Annotated in this window: 16 protein-coding genes; 12 read left to right on the top strand and 4 right to left on the bottom strand. The window is 66.9% G+C overall.

Translation table 11 applies throughout. From position 1 onward, the window contains the following. Positions 1 to 190: 190 nt before the first annotated feature. The 4 genes from K7G81_RS16900 to K7G81_RS16885 all read left to right on the top strand — a co-directional run bounded on the left by K7G81_RS16900 (position 191) and on the right by K7G81_RS16885 (position 3,959). Positions 191 to 1,399, top strand: a complete 1,209-nt coding sequence (locus K7G81_RS16900) for a hydrolase (protein WP_223032005.1) — start codon at positions 191 to 193, stop codon at positions 1,397 to 1,399. After that, the gene (locus K7G81_RS16895; RefSeq protein ID WP_223032004.1) at positions 1,396 to 2,415 is read left to right on the top strand and encodes an arginine N-succinyltransferase; all 1,020 of its coding nucleotides are present in this window, start codon (positions 1,396 to 1,398) and stop codon (positions 2,413 to 2,415) included. Before K7G81_RS16900 ends, K7G81_RS16895 begins: the two co-directional genes overlap by 4 nt. Then, entirely contained in the window at positions 2,412 to 3,668 is a 1,257-nt protein-coding gene (locus tag K7G81_RS16890) for an N-succinylarginine dihydrolase (protein WP_223032030.1), read from the top strand. The genes K7G81_RS16895 and K7G81_RS16890 overlap by 4 nt, the downstream gene beginning before the upstream one ends. A gap of 66 nt (positions 3,669 to 3,734) precedes the next feature. Continuing rightward, positions 3,735 to 3,959: a hypothetical protein gene (locus K7G81_RS16885; protein WP_223032003.1), complete on the top strand. Its 225-nt coding sequence runs from the start codon at positions 3,735 to 3,737 to the stop codon at positions 3,957 to 3,959. 24 nt (positions 3,960 to 3,983) lie between these two features. Here K7G81_RS16885 and K7G81_RS16880 read toward each other — a convergent pair whose 3' ends face one another. Then, a complete protein-coding gene (locus tag K7G81_RS16880) occupies positions 3,984 to 4,256 on the bottom strand; it encodes a hypothetical protein (RefSeq protein WP_223032002.1) in 273 nt (90 codons plus the stop codon). Positions 4,257 to 4,456: 200 nt separating this feature from the next. Between K7G81_RS16880 and K7G81_RS16875 the strand changes: the two genes are divergently transcribed. The 3 genes from K7G81_RS16875 to K7G81_RS16865 all read left to right on the top strand — a co-directional run bounded on the left by K7G81_RS16875 (position 4,457) and on the right by K7G81_RS16865 (position 8,188). Further along, positions 4,457 to 5,875: a serine hydrolase domain-containing protein gene (locus K7G81_RS16875; protein ID WP_369412139.1), complete on the top strand. Its 1,419-nt coding sequence runs from the start codon at positions 4,457 to 4,459 to the stop codon at positions 5,873 to 5,875. A gap of 4 nt (positions 5,876 to 5,879) precedes the next feature. Next, entirely contained in the window at positions 5,880 to 7,262 is a 1,383-nt protein-coding gene (locus K7G81_RS16870; protein ID WP_223032000.1) for a leucyl aminopeptidase family protein, read from the top strand. Between the two features lie 281 nt (positions 7,263 to 7,543). Further along, a complete protein-coding gene (locus tag K7G81_RS16865; RefSeq protein WP_223031999.1) occupies positions 7,544 to 8,188 on the top strand; it encodes a hypothetical protein in 645 nt (214 codons plus the stop codon). Between the two features lie 311 nt (positions 8,189 to 8,499). Here the strand turns inward: K7G81_RS16865 and tpiA are convergent, their stop codons facing one another. Beyond that, positions 8,500 to 9,252, bottom strand: a complete 753-nt coding sequence (gene tpiA / locus K7G81_RS16860) for a triose-phosphate isomerase (RefSeq protein WP_223031998.1) — start codon at positions 9,250 to 9,252, stop codon at positions 8,500 to 8,502. Positions 9,253 to 9,484: 232 nt separating this feature from the next. Here tpiA and K7G81_RS16855 point away from each other — a divergent pair, with 232 nt between their 5' ends. The 3 genes from K7G81_RS16855 (at position 9,485) to K7G81_RS16845 (ending at position 14,587) form a co-directional block, all read left to right on the top strand. Then, complete coding sequence (locus tag K7G81_RS16855; RefSeq protein ID WP_223031997.1) at positions 9,485 to 11,437, top strand: peptidylprolyl isomerase; 1,953 nt, start codon at positions 9,485 to 9,487, stop codon at positions 11,435 to 11,437. 7 nt (positions 11,438 to 11,444) lie between these two features. Beyond that, positions 11,445 to 12,947 carry an anthranilate synthase component I gene (gene trpE, locus K7G81_RS16850; protein WP_223031996.1) on the top strand — a complete coding sequence of 501 codons (1,503 nt, stop codon included), beginning with the start codon at positions 11,445 to 11,447 and terminating at the stop codon, positions 12,945 to 12,947. 116 nt (positions 12,948 to 13,063) lie between these two features. Then, positions 13,064 to 14,587 carry a S10 family peptidase gene (locus K7G81_RS16845; RefSeq protein ID WP_255587238.1) on the top strand — a complete coding sequence of 508 codons (1,524 nt, stop codon included), beginning with the start codon at positions 13,064 to 13,066 and terminating at the stop codon, positions 14,585 to 14,587. Positions 14,588 to 14,594: 7 nt separating this feature from the next. Here the strand turns inward: K7G81_RS16845 and K7G81_RS16840 are convergent, their stop codons facing one another. After that, positions 14,595 to 15,350 (bottom strand): competence/damage-inducible protein A, encoded by a 756-nt coding sequence (locus K7G81_RS16840; RefSeq protein ID WP_223031994.1) that lies wholly within the window; start codon positions 15,348 to 15,350, stop codon positions 14,595 to 14,597. Positions 15,351 to 15,413: 63 nt separating this feature from the next. Here K7G81_RS16840 and map point away from each other — a divergent pair, with 63 nt between their 5' ends. Then, positions 15,414 to 16,241 carry a type I methionyl aminopeptidase gene (gene map, locus K7G81_RS16835; RefSeq protein WP_223031993.1) on the top strand — a complete coding sequence of 276 codons (828 nt, stop codon included), beginning with the start codon at positions 15,414 to 15,416 and terminating at the stop codon, positions 16,239 to 16,241. Here map and K7G81_RS16830 read toward each other — a convergent pair. After that, positions 16,232 to 17,407: a serine hydrolase domain-containing protein gene (locus tag K7G81_RS16830; protein WP_223031992.1), complete on the bottom strand. Its 1,176-nt coding sequence runs from the start codon at positions 17,405 to 17,407 to the stop codon at positions 16,232 to 16,234. The genes map and K7G81_RS16830 overlap by 10 nt on opposite strands. An 80-nt stretch (positions 17,408 to 17,487) precedes the next feature. On the opposite strand from K7G81_RS16830, the gene K7G81_RS16825 reads away from it, so the two are divergent. Continuing rightward, complete coding sequence (locus tag K7G81_RS16825; RefSeq protein WP_223031991.1) at positions 17,488 to 17,988, top strand: MarR family winged helix-turn-helix transcriptional regulator; 501 nt, start codon at positions 17,488 to 17,490, stop codon at positions 17,986 to 17,988. The last annotated feature ends 1 nt before the right edge of the window (position 17,989 follow it).

The raw sequence follows: 17,989 nt of genomic DNA, 5'->3' as shown, positions 1-17,989 counted from the left end.
CGTCGCGCTTTCCGGCCGGCTAAGGGGAATCGGAGCTCGCCTCACACGCATCGTCACCCTGAACTTGTTTCAGGGTCCATGGTGCTTCATCACCGTCGAGTACGCCGGTCGGCGTTGCACCATGGATGCTGAACCAAGTTCAGCATGACGACTCTTATGGCACGAGCTTCAGAATCAGGTAACTGGTCGCATGACTGAAATGACCCCCATCGAACGCGACACGATCGCGCACATCGGCGACATCCCGATGCTCGAATCCGTGCGGGCCTGGGCGGCGATCAACAGCGGCACTGCCAACTTCGAAGGCCTGGTGCGCACTTCCGAGGCACTTTCGCAGGCTTTCGGCACGCTCCCCGGCACGTTGGAAATGGTCGCGCCAGATCCCGTCGAACGCGTCACGCCCGCCGGCCGCGTCGAGCCGCTCGGCCATGGCAAGCACCTCCATCTCACGGTCCGTCCGGAGGCGCCGGTGCAGATGCTGTTCACCGGCCATATGGACACCGTCTACCCCGTCGATCATCCCTTTCAGGAGCAGCGCTGGATCGACGACAACACGCTGAACGGCCCCGGCGTCGCCGATATGAAGGGCGGCCTCGCGGTCATGCTCGCGGCGCTGAAAGCCGTCGAAACCAGCCCGCTCGCCGCGCGCCTTGGCTATGAAATCGTCATCAATTCCGATGAGGAAACCGGCTCCTTCTCTTCCGCTTCCCTGCTCGCTCGCGCCGCTCGCGGCAAGGTCGCGGCGCTGACCTACGAGCCGGCCTTGCCCGACGGCACGCTCGCCGGCGCGCGCGGCGGCACCGGCAATTTCTCGATCGTCGTCACCGGCAAGAGCGCGCATGCCGGCCGCAATCCCGATGACGGCCGCAACGCGATCGTCGCTGCGGCCGAGATCGCACTGCGCCTCACCGAAGCCCGGTCGCCGACGCTCTCGGTCAATCCCGCCCGGATCGATGGCGGCGGCCCCAACAACGTCGTCCCCGACAATGCCGTGCTCAGGGTCAATTTTCGTCCGCAATCGCAGAACGAAATCGATCGTGCTCAAGCCTATATCGAACGAACCTGTCACACCGTCTCAACCGAACGCGACGTCCAGGTCGCCATTCACGGCGGCTTCAATCGCCCGCCCAAGCCGATCGATCCCGGCGCCGCCGCCTTGTTCGATCTCGTCAAGCGATCGGGCGCGGATCTCGGCCTCGACATTGCCTGGCGCGCGACTGGCGGGGTATGCGACGGCAACAACATCGCCGCCGCCGGCGTGCCGGTGGTCGACACGATGGGCGTGCGCGGCGGCGCGATCCACTCAGCCGACGAGTTCCTCCTCGTCGACAGCCTTGCCGAGCGCGCCGCGCTGTCGGCGCTCACCATCCTTCGCATCGCCGAGAAAGGCCACGCATGACGTTCCGCATCCGCCCCGCCCGTGACGAGGATCTGCAGGCGCTCTACGAAATGGCCAAGCTGACCGGCGGCGGCTTCACCAATCTGCCGCCCGATCGCGATTCGCTGAAGGCCAAGCTCGATCGCAGCCACGCCTGCTTCGATCGCACCGACGATACGCTCGCCGACGATCTGTTCGTCCTGGTGCTGGAGAACACCCAGACGAAGGAGGTTCGCGGCACCTGCCAGATTTTCACCCAGGTCGGCCAGAAATGGCCCTTCTACAGCTATCGCCTCGGCACGCTGACCCAGCATTCCGCGGAGCTGGATCGCACTTTTCGAGCCGATATGTTGAGCTTGTCGACCGATCTTGAAGGATCGAGTGAAGTCGGCGGCCTGTTCCTCCATCCCGGTGAGCGCGCCGGCGGCCTCGGCCTTCTCCTCGCCCGCAGCCGCTATCTGTTCATCCGCGCCCACCGCGCCCGCTTCGCTGATCGCATCCTCGCCGAGCTGCGCGGGGTGATCGACGAGGCCGGTGGTTCGCCTTTCTGGGACGGCCTGGCGGGACGCTTCTTCGGCATGAACTTCCAGGATGCCGACCAGTTCAACGCCACTCATGGCAACCAGTTCATCGCCGATCTGATGCCTAAGCACCCGATCTACACCGCGATGCTCACCGAAAGCGCGCGTCACGTCATCGGCCTGCCCCATCCCTCGGGCCGCGCGGCGATGCGGATGCTCGAAAAGGAAGGTTTCCGCTTCGAAAACTACATCGACATCTTCGATGGCGGCCCGACGATGACCGCGCGCACCGACAATGTCCGCACGATCCGCGAGGCGCACGACGCAACGATCCTCGCCACCGATCACGACGGCGGCGAGGCGTCGCTGGTCGCGACCGGCCACCTGCGCGATTTCCGCTGTGCCTATGGCAATATCCGCCGGCTCGATGGCGATCGCGTGGTGCTCGACGTGCCCTGTGCCAAGGCGCTCGGCATCGGCGACGGCGCGACGATCAGCTACACGGGCCGCGCCTGATGCTTACCGAGATCAATTTCGACGGCCTGGTCGGCCCGAGCCACAATTATGCCGGGCTCAGCCTCGGCAATCTCGCCGCGACCAACAACGCCGGCAAGGTTTCCCGCCCGCGCGCCGCGGCGTTGCAGGGCCTCGCCAAGATGCGCGCCAACGTCCGCCTCGGCCTCGCGCAAGGCATCCTCCTGCCGCCGCCGCGCCCCGATCACCGCTGGCTGGCAAGCCTCGCCACCAGCTATGCCGAGGCGGCGCCGCACCTGCAGGCGCAGGCGCTCTCCGCCTCGTCGATGTGGGCCGCCAATGCCGCGACGGTCTCGCCCGCGCCCGATACGGTCGACGGCCGCTGCCACCTGACGGTCGCCAATCTCGTGACGATGCCGCACCGCAGCCACGAATGGCCCGATACGCTGGCGCAGCTTCGCACCATCTTCGCCGACGCCGCCTTCGCGGTGCACGCCCCCGTCCCCGCCCCGTTCGGCGACGAGGGCGCCGCCAACCACATGCGCCTCGCCCGCGATCACGCCAGCCCCGGGGTCGAGGTGTTCGTCTACGGCGTCTCCGGCGGCCCCTTCCCCGCGCGCCAGCACCGCGAGGCCAGCGAGGCCGTCGCCCGCGCGCACGATCTCGATCCCGCCACCGTGCTGTTCGTCGAGCAGAACCCCGAAGCGATCGCCGCCGGCGCCTTCCACAATGATGTGGTCGCGGTCGCCAACGGCCGCGTGCTGTTCGCGCACGAACAGGCCTTCGCCGACAAGGCCCGCTTCTTCACCGCCCTGCGCGCGCGCCTGCCCGAGGTCGAGATCGTCGAAGTGCCGGCCGATCGTGTCAGCCTGGCCGACGCCGTCTCCTCCTATCTGTTCAACGCGCAATTGGTGACGCTGCCCGATGCCAGCATGGCGCTGATCCTTCCAGGCGAAGCGCGGGACAATCCGCGAGTCTGGGCCTGGCTGCAGGAGCATGTCGCCGGCAACGGCCCGATCCGCCGGCTCGAGGTGGTCGACGTCCGCGAATCGATGGCCAACGGCGGCGGCCCCGCCTGCTTGCGGCTGCGCGTCGTCGCCGATCCCGCGACGATCGATCCGCGTTTCCTGGTCGATGAACCGCGCCTCGACGCGCTTGCCGCGGTCGTCGAGGCGCATTGGCCCGAAACGATCGACGCCACCGCGATTGCCGATCCCGCGCTGGTCGGCGCGATCGAGCGCGCGCATCAGGCGCTGCTCGAGACGATGGATTGTGTCGGGTTATTTGACAGTTAACCACGCTCCTTAACCCGGAAATCGCGGATTTCCGCCGTTGGCGCACGTCTTGCTTAACCATTTGGCATGTTGACCAAGCTCGCTCGCCTGTTCGTCATCAAAACCAAATTCGAAGCCTTCATGGTGATCTACGCACTCGGCCTCGGCGCGGTCGAGCGGGGGGTGCACTATATGCAGCAATATCCGGGGTTCGAGGGCAAGCTGCTGTTCGCGGTCTGCCCGGTCGCGGTGTTCATGGCCGGCGCACGTATCCTCGATTCGGTCGAACGCCGCGCGGCCGAGGAGGTTTAGGCGCCAACGCCCGCCGCTACCGGTTCAAAGCAGCATGAGCAGCGCCGCGCACCCGCCGGCGAACACCGCCGCGGCACCGACGTCGGCAAGACCGATATGATAGCTTTCGCGGCGCCGTTGCCGGCATTCGCACGGCACCTTCACCGCGCCGGCGTCGGGGCAGACGATCCATACGCTACCGCTGTCGTTGCAGCGTGCACAATGCTCACTCCGGGCTCCCAGCGGATGCGCGATCGACGCAATCCGCCGCCCGCCGCTCGCCAGCGCCTTGTGGTCTCCACGAACCACGTCTGCCATAGCCTCTCCTTGGCGATGCCGGTCTGTTGCAGCATCGTTACAGCCAATTTACTGCAAATCGCCGTCGCCCGCAATTAGGACCGAACCGAGACAGAATCGCTGCCCCATCGCGCCGATATTTCACGTCGCCGCAAGAAAATCATTGTCAGCGCCCGCCCTCGCTCGGCATGCTGGCGCCATTATCCGAACGGGAGCCCTTCGTGACGCCATTCCGCCGCTTCGCCCTTGCCGCCGCCGCGTTGGCGGCGACCACCGCCACCGGCGCGCTCGCCCAGGCGCTGACACCGACGCAGACCGAAGCGATCGATACGCTCGTCACCAACACGCTGGCCGATACCGGCGTCCCGTCCGCCTCGATCGCGGTCGTGCAGGGCGGCAAGATCGTTTACGCCAAGGCCTATGGCAAACAGTCCGACGCGATTCCGCAAGCCCGCACCGACGTCCCCTATCAGATCGCCTCGATCTCCAAGCAATTCACCGCCGCCGCGATCCTGCTGCTCGAGGATCAGGGCAAGTTGAGCCTCGACGATACCGTCTCCAAATATATCCCCGGCATCACCGACGGCGACACGATCACCATCCGCCAGTTGCTCAGCCACACCTCGGGACTGCAGGATTACTGGCCGCAGGATTACAGCTTCGCCGCGATGGAACACCCCACGACACCGCAGCAGATCGTCGATCGCTGGGCCAGGAAGCCGCTCGATTTCGCGCCGGGCACGCAATGGCAATATTCGAACACCGGCTATGTCGTCGCCGGGATGATCGTCGAGAAGGTGTCGGGCATGAAGCTGCTCGATTTCCTCCGGAAGAACATCTTCACCCCGCTCGACATGCACCCGATCGATCAGGACAAGGCGATCGGCAAGGGCTACCCCACTCCCTATCACCGCTATGCGCTCGGCCCCGTCCGGCCGGAGGCGCCCGCCGCGCCGGGCTGGCTCTATGCCGCCGGCGAGCTGGCGATGACGCCCACCGACCTCGCCCGATGGGACATCGCCCGGATCGACCGCACATTGCTCCCCGCCGACGACTGGCAGGCGCAGGAAACCCCGATCATCCTCGCCGACGGCAAGGATACCGGCTACGGCCTCGGCGTCGAAATCGGCAAGACCAAGACCGGCGTGCCCTATATCGAGCATAATGGCGAGGCGGTCGGCTTCCTGTCGGAAAACATCGTCTATCCCGATCAGAAAGCCGCCGTGGTCGTGCTGACCAACAGCGATTTCTCCGATGCGGTGTTCACCATGGGCAAGGGCATTTCGGACGTCATCCTGCCGCAACTCGCCGCCACATCCGACGATAGCGAGGCTACGCATACCGCCGAGGCGCGCAAGGTGTTCGACCAGCTCCGCTCCGGCCAGCTCGATCGATCGCTGATGACCGCCGATGCCAATTACTATTTCACCCCGACCGCGCTGGGCGATTATCAATCGAGCCTGTCGAAGCTCGGCGAGCCGACCGCGTTCGAGGCGACCCGCGGCCCACGGCTGCGCGGCGGCTTCGTCAACCGCAACTACAAGGTCACCTATCCGGACCGGACGCTCGAGATTGTCACTTATGCCGAGCCGGGCGACAATGGTCGCTACGAACAATTCCTCGTCATGCCCGCGAGCTGATCCGATGACCGATTTCACCGCGCTTCTCCAGCCCGACAAGGGCCAGCCTGCCCGGACGCTCCACGTCGTCCATCCCGACGCCTGGGCCGACTGGCTCGCCGCCCAGCCCGAGCGTGTCCGCGCGATCGTCGCCGCCAATCGCCTTACCGGCAAGCCCGGCAATGCCGCGATCCTGCCCGGCGACAAGCCCGATGACTGGTCCGCCCTGCTGGTCTGCGACGAGCCCGACGGCTCGCCGTGGAAGATCGCCTCGCGCGCCACCGCGCTGCCCGAAGGCACCTATCGCCTCGCCGCGGGCGATCCCGGCCCGGCCGCGCTCGGCTGGCTGCTCGCGCAGCATCGCTTCACCCGCTACCGCAAGGCCGAGGACGATGCCCCGCGCGTCCTGCTGACGAGCAATCCCGGCGCGATCGAGCCGACCGTCCGCCTTGCCACTGCGACCGCCAAGGTCCGCGATCTGGTCGATACCGGCGCCGGCGACCTCGGTCCCGCCGAGCTCGAGGCCGAGGTCGAGGCCTTGGCCAAGGCGCACCACGCGACGCTCACCGTCACCCGCGGCGACGCGCTCGCGCAGGGCTATCCGATGATCCAGGCGGTCGGTCAGGCTGCGGCCAAGGGCCGCGAGCCGAGGCTGATCGAGCTCGAATGGGGCAAGCCCGATCACCCACGCGTCGCGATCGTCGGCAAGGGCGTGGTGTTCGATTCGGGCGGTCTCGACATCAAGCCCGCCGCCGGGATGCGGCTGATGAAGAAGGATATGGGCGGCGCCGCGCACGCCATCGCGCTGGCCGGCCTCATCATGGCATCGGGCCTCAAGGTCCGCCTCCATCTGCTTGTTCCTGCGGTCGAAAACGCGATCGCCGGTAACGCCTTCCGCCCCGGCGACGTGCTCCGCTCGCGCAAGGGGCTGACGGTCGAAAACACCAATACCGATGCCGAGGGCCGCCTGATCCTCGGCGACGCGCTGACCAGGGCCGGCGAGTCCGATCCCGAGCTGATCCTCGATTTCGCGACGCTCACAGGCGCGGCGCGCGTCGCGCTCGGCCCCGATCTGCCCGCGACCTTCGTCAACGACGACGCGCTCGCCACCGCGCTGATCGACGCCGGCGCTCAAGTCCATGACCCGCTATGGCGGATGCCGCTGTGGGACGGCTATGACGAGATGCTCAAGTCCGACATCGCCGACATGGTCAACGCCCCCGACGGCGGCTTCGCCGGCGCGGTGACGGCGGCCTTGTTCCTCCGCCGTTTCGTGCCGCAGGACACGCTATGGGCGCATCTCGATACCTTCGCCTGGCGCCCGACACCCAAGCCCGCCCGCCCCAAGGGCGGCGACGCCTACGGCCTCCGCGCCGCCTGGGCGATGCTGGAGAAGCGCTACGGATGAGCGCCGCGGCCGAGCCAGACGATCCCGATAAACCGGCCCCTCGTCCCCTCGTCATCCCGTCCTTGAGCCGGGATCCCGCTTCTTCTTCCATCCTCGGCAAGCACGAAAGCGAGACCCGGCCACGGCGCGGTGACGAATACGCGAAGTCCGCTATGGGTGGTTTTGCGATAGGCGGCTCTCGAGCGGAAACTGTGGAAAGCGGTCGCTGATCATGGCAGGTCAGTTTTATGAGCAATCTCCCAGCATGGCCCGCCAAGTTGACGCGGGAACAGCAGAGATCGGTGAAGCAACGCGGCAAGGACTTTGATGCCGCTCTTAAAGCCAAGGCTCGTCACACGGGTTGGCGTTTTGCTCGCGGGGAAATCTTTCGTCAAAAAGGCGATTGGTTCATCAACGTGATGCCGTCGCTCCTTTGGGAGCGCGGCGCGATCGTCCGCATGATGGTCAAACCGATGGCTTTGGACCCATTGTTCTGGGATGTTGTCGGTTTAAGCGGAAACGAAGCACTGCCACTTTCATTTCGTGCGTCGGGTGCATGGGTGCTGCGTCCCCCGTCCATAGACGAACCTATTGCCCTCGTCGCAAGCGAAGTTGAGCTGCTCGCAGCCGAGATTTTGGATTGGAGCAACCGGCGAGCACAGACGGTGCTGCAAAACACCTCTCTGAGGTCGATGCTCGCCGAGTTACCAGATGAGCAAGAACTTCGTGGTCAGCATCGTGCATTGGCTATCTGTCTTAATATCATGATGAATGACTTGGATGCAGCGAATATTCTCTGCGAAGTAAATGATCCTACCCCCCACCCGTTGATGCGTGATGCTGGCGGTTTTACCACTCACAATAGCGATGGTTCAATCTCGACTTTTCTCGAACAAGCGCGCGACTGGATCGCTCGTAAAAGACTAAACGAATTGCGGGCTGTTTAGCCGCGGCTCGCCTGACGATTGGTTCCGGGAGCGCCTTTGAGCGTTGCCTGCGTCGGCAATTGAGGCGAAACCTGCCGAGTCTTCCAATGTTGGAAAATGTTTGAGACACCGTCGCGTCCGCTTGGGCGACCGCTCTTTGATAAATGTATAACCTCGATCGCAAACCTGCCGCCCCGCCGTCGCGCCTTGGGTCCCAACCGGCGCGAGGGTGTCGCGCCACAGTCGCGTGGGTGCAGCGAACACGTCGCTTCGCTGGCGCGTTCCTGGCGCAAGACTCGCAAAACCCCGCCAGGCTCTCCACTTTCTCCACTTCACCCCAGCGCGGCGGCCGCCTCGATGATCGGCACGAACTTCGCCGCGGTCAGGCTCGCGCCGCCGATCAGGCCGCCGTCGACGTCGCTCGCGGCGAAGATGTCGCCCGCGTTCGCGCCCGTCACCGATCCGCCGTAGAGGATGCGGATGCCGCGCGCGGCCTCCCCGCCGACCAGCTGCTTCAGCTTGGCGCGCGCGATCGCGTGCATCGCGTTGATCGCCTCGATCGACGGCGTGCGGCCCGTGCCGATCGCCCAGCGCGGCTCGTAAGCCAGCGTGAACCAGTCGGGTGCCGCCTCGTCGGGCACCGATTTCTCGATCTGCGCCTGGACGACGCGCTCGGCGCGGCCGGCGTCGTGCTCGGCCTCGGTCTCGCCGCAGCAGACGATGACGTGGAGGCCGTGCCGATGCGCGGCGGCGGCCTTGGCCCAGGCGTCCTGGCTGGTCTCGAACTGGTCGGCGCGGCGCTCGCTATGCCCGACGATCACCGTCCGCGCGCCGGCCTCGACCAGCATCGGCGCCGAGATATTCCCGGTATGCGGCCCCGAATCGGCGGCGTGGCAATCCTGCGCGCCGATCACCAGCCCCGGCGATGCCGCCACCGCATCGGCGATCAGCGTGAACGGCGGGCACAAGGCGACATCGACGCCCGGATGCGCCGCCGCCGCCGCGCCGATCGCGCGCACTTCGCCGAGATCGCGCTTCAGCCCGTTCATTTTCCAATTGCCCACCACCAGCTTGCGCCGCGTCATGCCATGCCTTCCCTGATTTATATCGTTGCCGCCTGCTTTAGAGTCGGTTTGGAAGCCGCACCAGCCCGCTCCTCCGCTCAATCAGGATCGTCTCTTGGATCGCCGGGCGGCGCACGCCGGCACCGCAAAAGCGGCAGCCATTCTCAAACCAGGCAGCGCGTGCGCACACGCTTGATGCAACGCGCCCGCCCCCCTAAAGCAGGCGCGCTTTAGTCCTGACAGAACGGGTGCCATGCTTTCCTTCCTCCGTCGTCTCACCCATTCCAAGGTCGGGGTGGTCGTCACCCTGATCGCGCTGGTGCTGATCGCGCTCGCTTTCGCCGCGGGCGGCATCACCAATTTCGGCGGCGGCGGCCCGGCCGCCAGCGGGGACACGATCGCGACGGTCGGCAAGACGACGATCAGCGCCAATGATCTCAAGACCACGGTGCAGGACGAATACAACGCCTATCGCCAGCAGAATCCGCAGCTGACGATGGCCGAATATGTTCAAGGCGGCGGGTTCGATGCCTCGGTCGAGCGCCTGATCAACGCGCTGGCATTCCAAAAATATGCGCAATCGCAGGGCATGGCGGTGAGCAAGAAGGCGATCGACGGCCAGATCGCCAGCAGCCCCGCGCTGCAGGGCCCCAATGGCAAGTTCGATCCCGCGCTCTACCAGCAATTGCTCCAGCAGCAGCGCCTCACCGATGCCGCGGTGCGCACCCAGATCGAGCAGAGCCTCTATGCGCAGATGCTGACCAGCCCGACGGCTGGCGCCAATCAGGTGCCGCCGAAGCTGGCAAAACCCTATGCCTCGCTGCTGCTCGAAAAGCGCACCGGCTCGATCGGCTTCGTGCCGACCTCGCAGATGCCCGCCGGCCCCGCGCCGACCGACAAGGAACTGGCGACCTGGTATCAGCATCATATCGATCGCTACACCGTCCCCGAACGCCGCGTGATCCGCTACGCGATCGTCACGCCCGATGCGGTGAAGGCTGAGGCCGCGCCGACCGACGCCGAGATCGCCCAGGCCTACAAGGCACAGGCCGCGCGTTTCGCGCCGGTCGAGAAGCGCACGGTGAAGCAGGTCGTCATCGCCGATCAAGCCGCTGCCGACGCGCTCGCCAAGAAGGTCAAGGCCGGCACCTCGCTCGACGCCGCCGCCAAGGCCGCCGGGCTCGAAGCCTCGACCGCGAGCGACGTCACCAAGGCCGATTTCGCCAAACAGACCTCGGCCGATCTCGCCAATGCCGCGTTCGCCGCCAAGCAGGGCGATGTGATCGGCCCGATCAAGACCGGCTTCGGCTACAGCGTCGCGCGGGTCGAGAAGATCACCCAGGATCCGGGCAAGACGCTCGCCCAGGCGCACGACGTGCTCGCCAAAGAGATCACGCAGCAGAAGACCAACGATCTGCTCGGCCAGATCCACGACAAGATCGATGACGCGCTGACCAGCGGCGCGACCTTCGACGAAGTCGTCGCCGATCAGAAGCTCAACGCGCAGCAGACCGGCCCGGTCACGCAGCAGGGCATCGACCCGACCGATCCGGCGAGCCGCCCCGATCCCCGGCTCACGCAGATCGTGCAGTCCGGCTTCGACGCGCAGCAGGGCGATACGCCCGAGCTCGTTCAGGTCGGCCAGGACGGCGCGTTCGCGGTCGCCGCGCTGGGCAATGTGATCGCCGCCGCGCCGCAGCCGCTCGACAAGATCAAGGATCGCGTGGCGAAGGATTTCACCACCGATCGCGCCGATCAGGCCGCGCACAAGATCGCCACGGAGATCGTCGCCAAGGTCAATAAGGGCACGCCGATCGCGCAGGCCTTCACCGAAGCCAAGCTGCCGGCGAACCAGGCGATCCAGCCGGTCCATGCGACGCGCGCGCAGCTCGCCGCCAATCCGCAGGGCGCGCCGCCGCCGCTGGCGCTGATGTTCAGCACGCCGGCCAAGCAGGCCAAGCTGCTCGAAGCGCCCAACAACGCCGGCTGGCTGATCGTCTATACCGACACGATCGATCGCGGCGACGCCAGCGACAAGCCCGATGTGGTGAACGCGACGCGCCGCGATCTCGGCCAGTTCGTCGGCCGCGAATATGCCGAGGAATTCGCCGCCGCGGTGCGCAAGGCGGTAGGCGTCACCCGCAATGAGGCGGCGATCGCCAAGGTCCGTCAGCAATTGCTCGGCGCGGCCGGCGATCAGCCCTGACGCGGCGATGATCGAGGGACGCGATGCCGCACTCGCGGCGCTCGCCGACGGGCGCCCGGCACTGGTCTGGCGCCGCGAGGTCGCCGACACCGAAACGCCGGTCGCCGCCGCGCTCAAGCTGATCGAGCCGGGACGCGGCGATTTCCTGCTCGAATCGGTCGAGGGCGGCGCGACCCGCGGCCGCCACAGCCTGATCGGCCTCGCGCCCGATCTCGTGTTCCGCGCCCAGGGCGAAACGGCCGAAATCAATCCCCACTGGCTCACCGATCGCGCCGCCTTCGCGCCGTGCGCCGAGCCGAGCCTCGCTGCGCTGCGCAGCCTCGTCGCGCGCTGCCGGATGGACGTGCCCGAGGCGCTGCCCCGCGCCTTGGCCTGTCTGGTCGGCTATTTCGGCTATGAGACGGTCGGCCTCGTCGAGCAGCTCGATCGTCCCGCCGCCGATCCGCTCGGCCTGCCCGACATGATGTTCGTGCGCCCGACGGTGATCCTGATCTTCGATCGCCTCGCCGATGCGCTGTTCCTCGTCGCGCCGGTCTGGCCCGGCGATGCCGCGCCCAGTGCCTTGGTCGATGCGGCCGCCGATCGTATCGACGCCGTCGCCGCGCGCCTCGCCGCTGCCACGCTCCCGCCGCCGGTCCAGGCGGACGAGGTGCCGGTCGATTACACGCCCACGCTCGATCCCGCGCGCTATCGCGAGATGGTGCTCGCCGCGAAGGATTATATCCTCGCCGGCGACATCTTTCAGGTCGTCCTCGCGCAACGCTTCACCGCGCCGTTCGCGTTGCCGCCATTCGAGCTCTACCGTTCGCTGCGCCGGATCAACCCGTCGCCCTTCCTCTATCACCTCGATCTGCCCGGCTTCGCGCTGACCGGATCAAGCCCCGAGATCCTCGTCCGCGTCCGCGACGGCGAGGTGACGATCCGCCCGATCGCCGGCACCCGCCCGCGCGGCAAAACGGCAGCCGAGGACGAAGCCAATCGCGCCGAGTTGCTCGCCGATCCAAAGGAACGCGCCGAACACCTCATGCTGCTCGATCTCGGCCGCAACGATGTCGGGCGCGCGGCCGCGCCCGGCACGGTGCGCGTCACCGACAGCTATACGGTGGAATTCTACAGCCACGTCATGCACATCGTGTCGAACGTCGTCGGCGGCCTCGCGCCGGGCAAGGATGCGCTCGACGCGCTGTTCGCCGGCTTCCCCGCCGGCACCGTCTCGGGCGCGCCCAAGGTCCGCGCTTGCCAGATCATCGCCGAGCTGGAGCCCGAACAGCGCGGCGCCTATGCCGGCTGCGTCGGCTATTTCTCGCCCGACGGGTCGATGGATTCGTGCATCGTGCTGCGCACCGCTGTGGTCAAGGACGGGGTGATGCACGTGCAGGCCGGCGCCGGCATCGTCGCCGACAGCGATCCCGCCTATGAGCAACGCGAATGCGAGGCCAAGGCGGGCGCGTTGCTCGCCGCTGCCCGCGAAGCCATCGCGCGTGCCGCCGCCCCCGGCTTCGGCCAGTAAGCCGGGGGCGCCTCGCCGCCGTTGAAGCGATCGCCGTTCGCGGCTAGACCCTGCCCCAGCCAGATATGCGGCCGGCGCCACCGTCGCCGCATCCACGCCTGATCGGGGGATTGCCGTTGCGCCTTTTCACGTTGTTCGCCGCGTCGACGGCGCTCGTCCTCGCCACCGCGCCCGCGTTGAGCGCACAGGACAAGGCGGATGACAGCAAGCCCGCGGCAAAGGCCGATCACGAAGGCAAGGACAAGGGCAAGCCCGATCTGCCGCCGCTCCCCGCCGACAAGTCGGTCCGCCAGTCGGCGGTGATCGGCGGCCGCACGATCAGCTACACGGCCACCGTCGGCACGCTGCCGATCTACAATGATGACGGCAAGAAGATCGCCGAGGTGGTCTACACCGCCTACACCGTGCCGGGCAACGATCCGCGCCGCCCCGTCACCTTCGCGTTCAACGGCGGCCCCGGCGCCTCGTCGGTGTTCCTCAACATGGGCGCGATCGGGCCGAAGCAGGTCAGCTTCGGCGAAGACGGCAACGCGCCTTCCGATTCGCCGATCGCGCACGACAATCCGTCGAGCTGGCTCGACATGACCGATCTCGTGTTCATCGATCCGATCGGAACCGGCTTCAGCCGCAGCCTTGAGGACAAGGAGCAGGCCAAGAAGGATTTCTTCAACGCCGATGCCGACATCAAATATCTGTCGCGCGCGGTGTATGACTGGCTGCTCAAGAACCAGCGGATGCGCGCGCGCAAGTTCGTCATCGGCGAAAGCTATGGCGGCTATCGCGTGCCGCGCATCGCCCATGAGCTGCAGACCCAGCTCGGCGTCGGGGTCAACGGCATCTTCATGGTCTCGCCCTATCTCGATCCGCCCTCGACCGCGCACGACAACGGCTTGTCGCCGCTGCCCTGGATGATCGACCTGCCCTCGATGGCGGCCGGTCACCTCGAACGCGAGGGCAAGCTGACCCCCGCGGCGATGAGCCAGGTCGAAGCCTATACGCAGAGCCAGTTCGTCACCGATCTGCTCGCCGGCCGCAGCGATCCCGCCGCGATCGACCGCCTTACCCAACACGTCTCCGATCTCACCGGCCTCGACCCCAAGCTGGTTCGCCGCATGGACGGCCGGATCGACGAGGACACCTATCTGCGCGAAATCCATCGCGACGATCAGAAGATCGGCAGCTATTACGATTCGAACGTCACGTCCTATGACGCTTTCCCCAGTTCGGCGACGCGCAAGTCGGGCGATCCGATCCTGGAGGCTTCGATCGCGCCGTTGACCAGCGCGATGGTCGATTTCGATACCCGCGTCGTCGGCTGGAAGGTCGATGCGCGCTACAATGCGCTATCCTACGCGGTGAACGAGGCATGGGACGATGCCAAGCTCGACGACAAGCCGGTTCAGGCGCTGCGCCAGGCGATCGCCGCCGATCCCAACATGGCGGTGATGATCGCGCACGGATACAATGATCTGTCGTGCCCCTATTTCGGGTCGAAGCTGATCCTCGAGCAGATGCCGCGCTTCGGCAGCGATCAGCGCGTCCAGCTTCAAGTCTATCCCGGTGGCCACATGTTCTATGCGCGGCCAGGCAGCAACGCGTCGTTCAAAGAGGACGCCAGGGCGCTGATCGAGCGCGGCTGAGCGCGCGTCAGATCCCGCCGTCGATAGCCGCGTAGCCGGCCTCGGCCAGCGCGGCGACGAGCGCGGCCACGCACGCATCAACCAGTGCCGCGTCGGTCGCGCGGACGACGAAGTTCGCGCCCACCTTGCCTTCGCGGAAGAACGGGTAGCTGCCGATCGCCACGCCATCATGCGCGCGCTCGACCGCACTCAACAAGTCGGCGACCTCGCTTTCGGCGACCCAGCAGCCGATCGTCCGGCTGACCAGCGGCGCGCCGCCTTCCAGCGTGCCGGTCAGCGCATCGAGCATGCCGGCGGTGATGTGCGGCACGCCGGCCATCACGAAGATCGAGCCGATGCGGATGCCCGGCGCGCCCGACATGCGATTCTCGATGAGGTCGGCGCCCTGCGGCACGCGCGCCATCCGCTTGCGCGCCTCGGTCAGCCCGCCGCGCGTCGCATAATGGCGCTCGAGGATCGCCAGCGCCTGCGGGTGATATTCCACCGGCACGCCCAGCGCCTCGGCGATCGCGTCGACGGTGATGTCGTCATGCGTCGGCCCGATCCCGCCGGTGGTGAACAGGTAATCGTTGCGCGCCCTCAGCGCGTTGACCGCTTCGACGATCGCCTCGGTGCGATCGCCGACGACGCGCACCTCGGCCAGCCGGATGCCCTGGACATTGAGCCACGTCGCGATCTGCGCGACGTTCCTGTCCTGCGTACGGCCGGAAAGGATTTCGTCGCCGATCACGACGAGGGCTGCGGTCCAGATGCGGTCGGCCATGGACCTGCCATACCGCGCCGCTCCCCCCTCGCAAAGCCCGGCCGTGCTCGCTATATCGCGCCCATGACCGATTACGTGACCGTTACCGACGACGCCCCGCTCGCCCGCACCGGCGCGATCAAGCTCCACGACGAGGCGGGGTTCGAGGGCATGCGCCGCGCCGGACGCCTCGCCGCCGAGGTGCTCGACATGGTGGTGCCGCACGTCGTCCCCGGCGTCGAGACGCAGGCGCTCGACGAGATGATCCGCAATTATATCGTCCGCGCCGGCGGCGTGCCCGCGACGCTCGGCTATCGCGGCTACACGCATTCGAGCTGCATCTCGATCAACCATGTCGTGTGCCACGGCATCCCGTCGAACCGGACGCTCAAGGACGGCGACATCGTCAATATCGACGTCACGCCGATCCTCGACGGCTGGCACGGCGATTCGAGCCGGATGTACATCGTCGGCAACGCCAATGTGAAAGCGCGCCGCCTGGTCGACGTCACCTACGAATGCCTGATGATCGGCATCGAGCACGCCAAGCCCGGCAATCATCTCGGTGATATCGGCCATGCGATCCAGCGCCATGCCGAGCAATATCGCTACGGCGTCGTCCGCGATTTCTGCGGCCACGGCCTCGGCCGTCTGTTCCACGACGCGCCTGAGGTGGTCCATGCCGGCCGCCCCGGCACCGGCCCCGAATTGAAGCCCGGCATGTTCTTCACCATCGAACCGATGATCAACATCGGCCGCGCCGACGTGAAGATCCTCGACGACGGCTGGACCGCGGTGACTCGCGACCGCTCGCTCTCGGCGCAGTTCGAACATTCGATCGGCATTACCGAGGACGGCTGCGAGATCTTCACCACCAGCCCCAAGGGCTTCGACAAGCCGCCCTACGCCTGATCGCCCCCGGCGAGGCGCAACGCGCGCGCCGCGATCGCCGTCATCGCCTTGCGACTTTCCGCGCTGGCCGAGAGATTGGACAGCAGCACGGCCGCGCTCCACCGTTCGGGATCGAGATAGGCCATGGTGAACACGCCCGGATCGCCACCCCAATGGTTGATCCGGGGCACCCCATCGAGCGGCGATTGCTGCCAGGCAAGCCCCTGCCCGGTCAGCCAGTCGGGCAACCCCGGCGGCCGCCGCATCGCCAGCATCGCCGCGGCGCTGCCCGCGCTCATCAACCGCTGGCCCCTGGCGGCGCCGCCATTGGCGGCAGCGGCGACGAGGGTCGTCAGGTCACCGATCGACGCCCGAACCATGCCCGCCGGCCAATCGGGAAACCCGACCGGCTGAATCGCCTTCACCACGCCGTCGACGAGATCATAAGGCGTGGCGCGCAGTCGCGCCGGCGTATCCGAGATCGTCCACGCGATGTGGCGCAGCCCGAGCGGCGCGAACAACCGCTCGCGGGTCAGCATTCGCATATCCTTCCCAGCAATCCGCCCGACCAGATAGCCGAGCAGCGCGAACCCGATATTACTGTATTCCCATCGTGTCCCCGGCATGGTCTTGACGTTGCCGTCCCCGGCATAGCGGCCGCCACGCGCCAGATAGTCGCGGAGCAAGGTGCCCAGCGGCATGGTCGCATCGCCGCCGCGCGTGCGGAAATCGATCCTGTAATAGGTCTCGTCGGAAATGCCCGAAACGTGCATCAGCAGGTGCCGGAAGGTGATCGACGCCGCCCCCGCCCCGGCGATCGTGAAATCGAGATGCGGCGCGACCCGCTCGTCCAGCGCGATCCGCTTGCGATCGACCAGCAGCATCACCGCCGCTGCCGTGATCGTCTTGGTGATCGACGCGATGTGGAACATCGTGTCGGTCGTCACCGGCCGCCGACGGGCGAGATCGGCAAAGCCATATCCCCTGGCGAACGTCTCCGCGCCGTCACGCGCCAGCCCCACCGCGAGCCCCGGGATAAGAGCCTCGGCCATCCTCGCCCGGACGAAGGCGTCGAAACCATCGAGCGCCGCCGCGCGCGCGCCAATCGCCGGCCACGCCAGCGCCATCCCCACCGCGCCGACGACGCCGCGCCGCGTCATCTCCGCTCCGCCCCGCCCGTCTGACATAAGCCCTTCCTTCATCTTGCTTGCGCATAATTACGTAGGCACCTACATATGAGTCAACGGCATTTTCGAAGAGGCAATCGATGACCGATTACGTCACGGATCAGGGCGGCGCCGCGCTCGGCGCCCGGCTGCGCCGCCTGAGCGCGCAGATCGACGCCGACGCCGCGAAAATCTATGAGACGGAGGGCGCACGGTTCGAGCAGCGCTGGTTTGGCGTCATCAACCAGCTGGCGCTCAACGGGCCGATGAGCGTCACCAGCCTCGCCGCCGCGCTGGGGATCAGCCATCCCTCGATCAGCGAGACGCGGCAATCGCTGCAACGCGCCGGCATTATCGAGGCCCGCCCCGACCCCGACGATTCGCGCCGCCGCATCCTCAGCCTGTCGCCGGCGGGCGAGGCGCTGATCAGACGGCTGCGCCCGCTATGGCAGGTGTTCGACGCGGTCGCCCGCGATCTCGACGCGGAGGCGGGCAACGTCACCCTGGCCCTCGCCCGGCTCGAGACGGCCCTCGCCCGCAAGTCACTCCACGCCCGCATCATCGAACGCATTGGCGAGACGGCGGCAGACGCAAGCGCCTGAT

The sequence above is a fragment of the Hephaestia mangrovi genome, assembly GCF_019880555.1.
Classification (GTDB): Bacteria; Pseudomonadota; Alphaproteobacteria; order Sphingomonadales; family Sphingomonadaceae; genus Sphingomonas; species Sphingomonas mangrovi.
The sequence above is the reverse complement of the archived record's forward strand: the minus strand, read 5'-3'. Positions and strand labels throughout refer to the sequence as shown.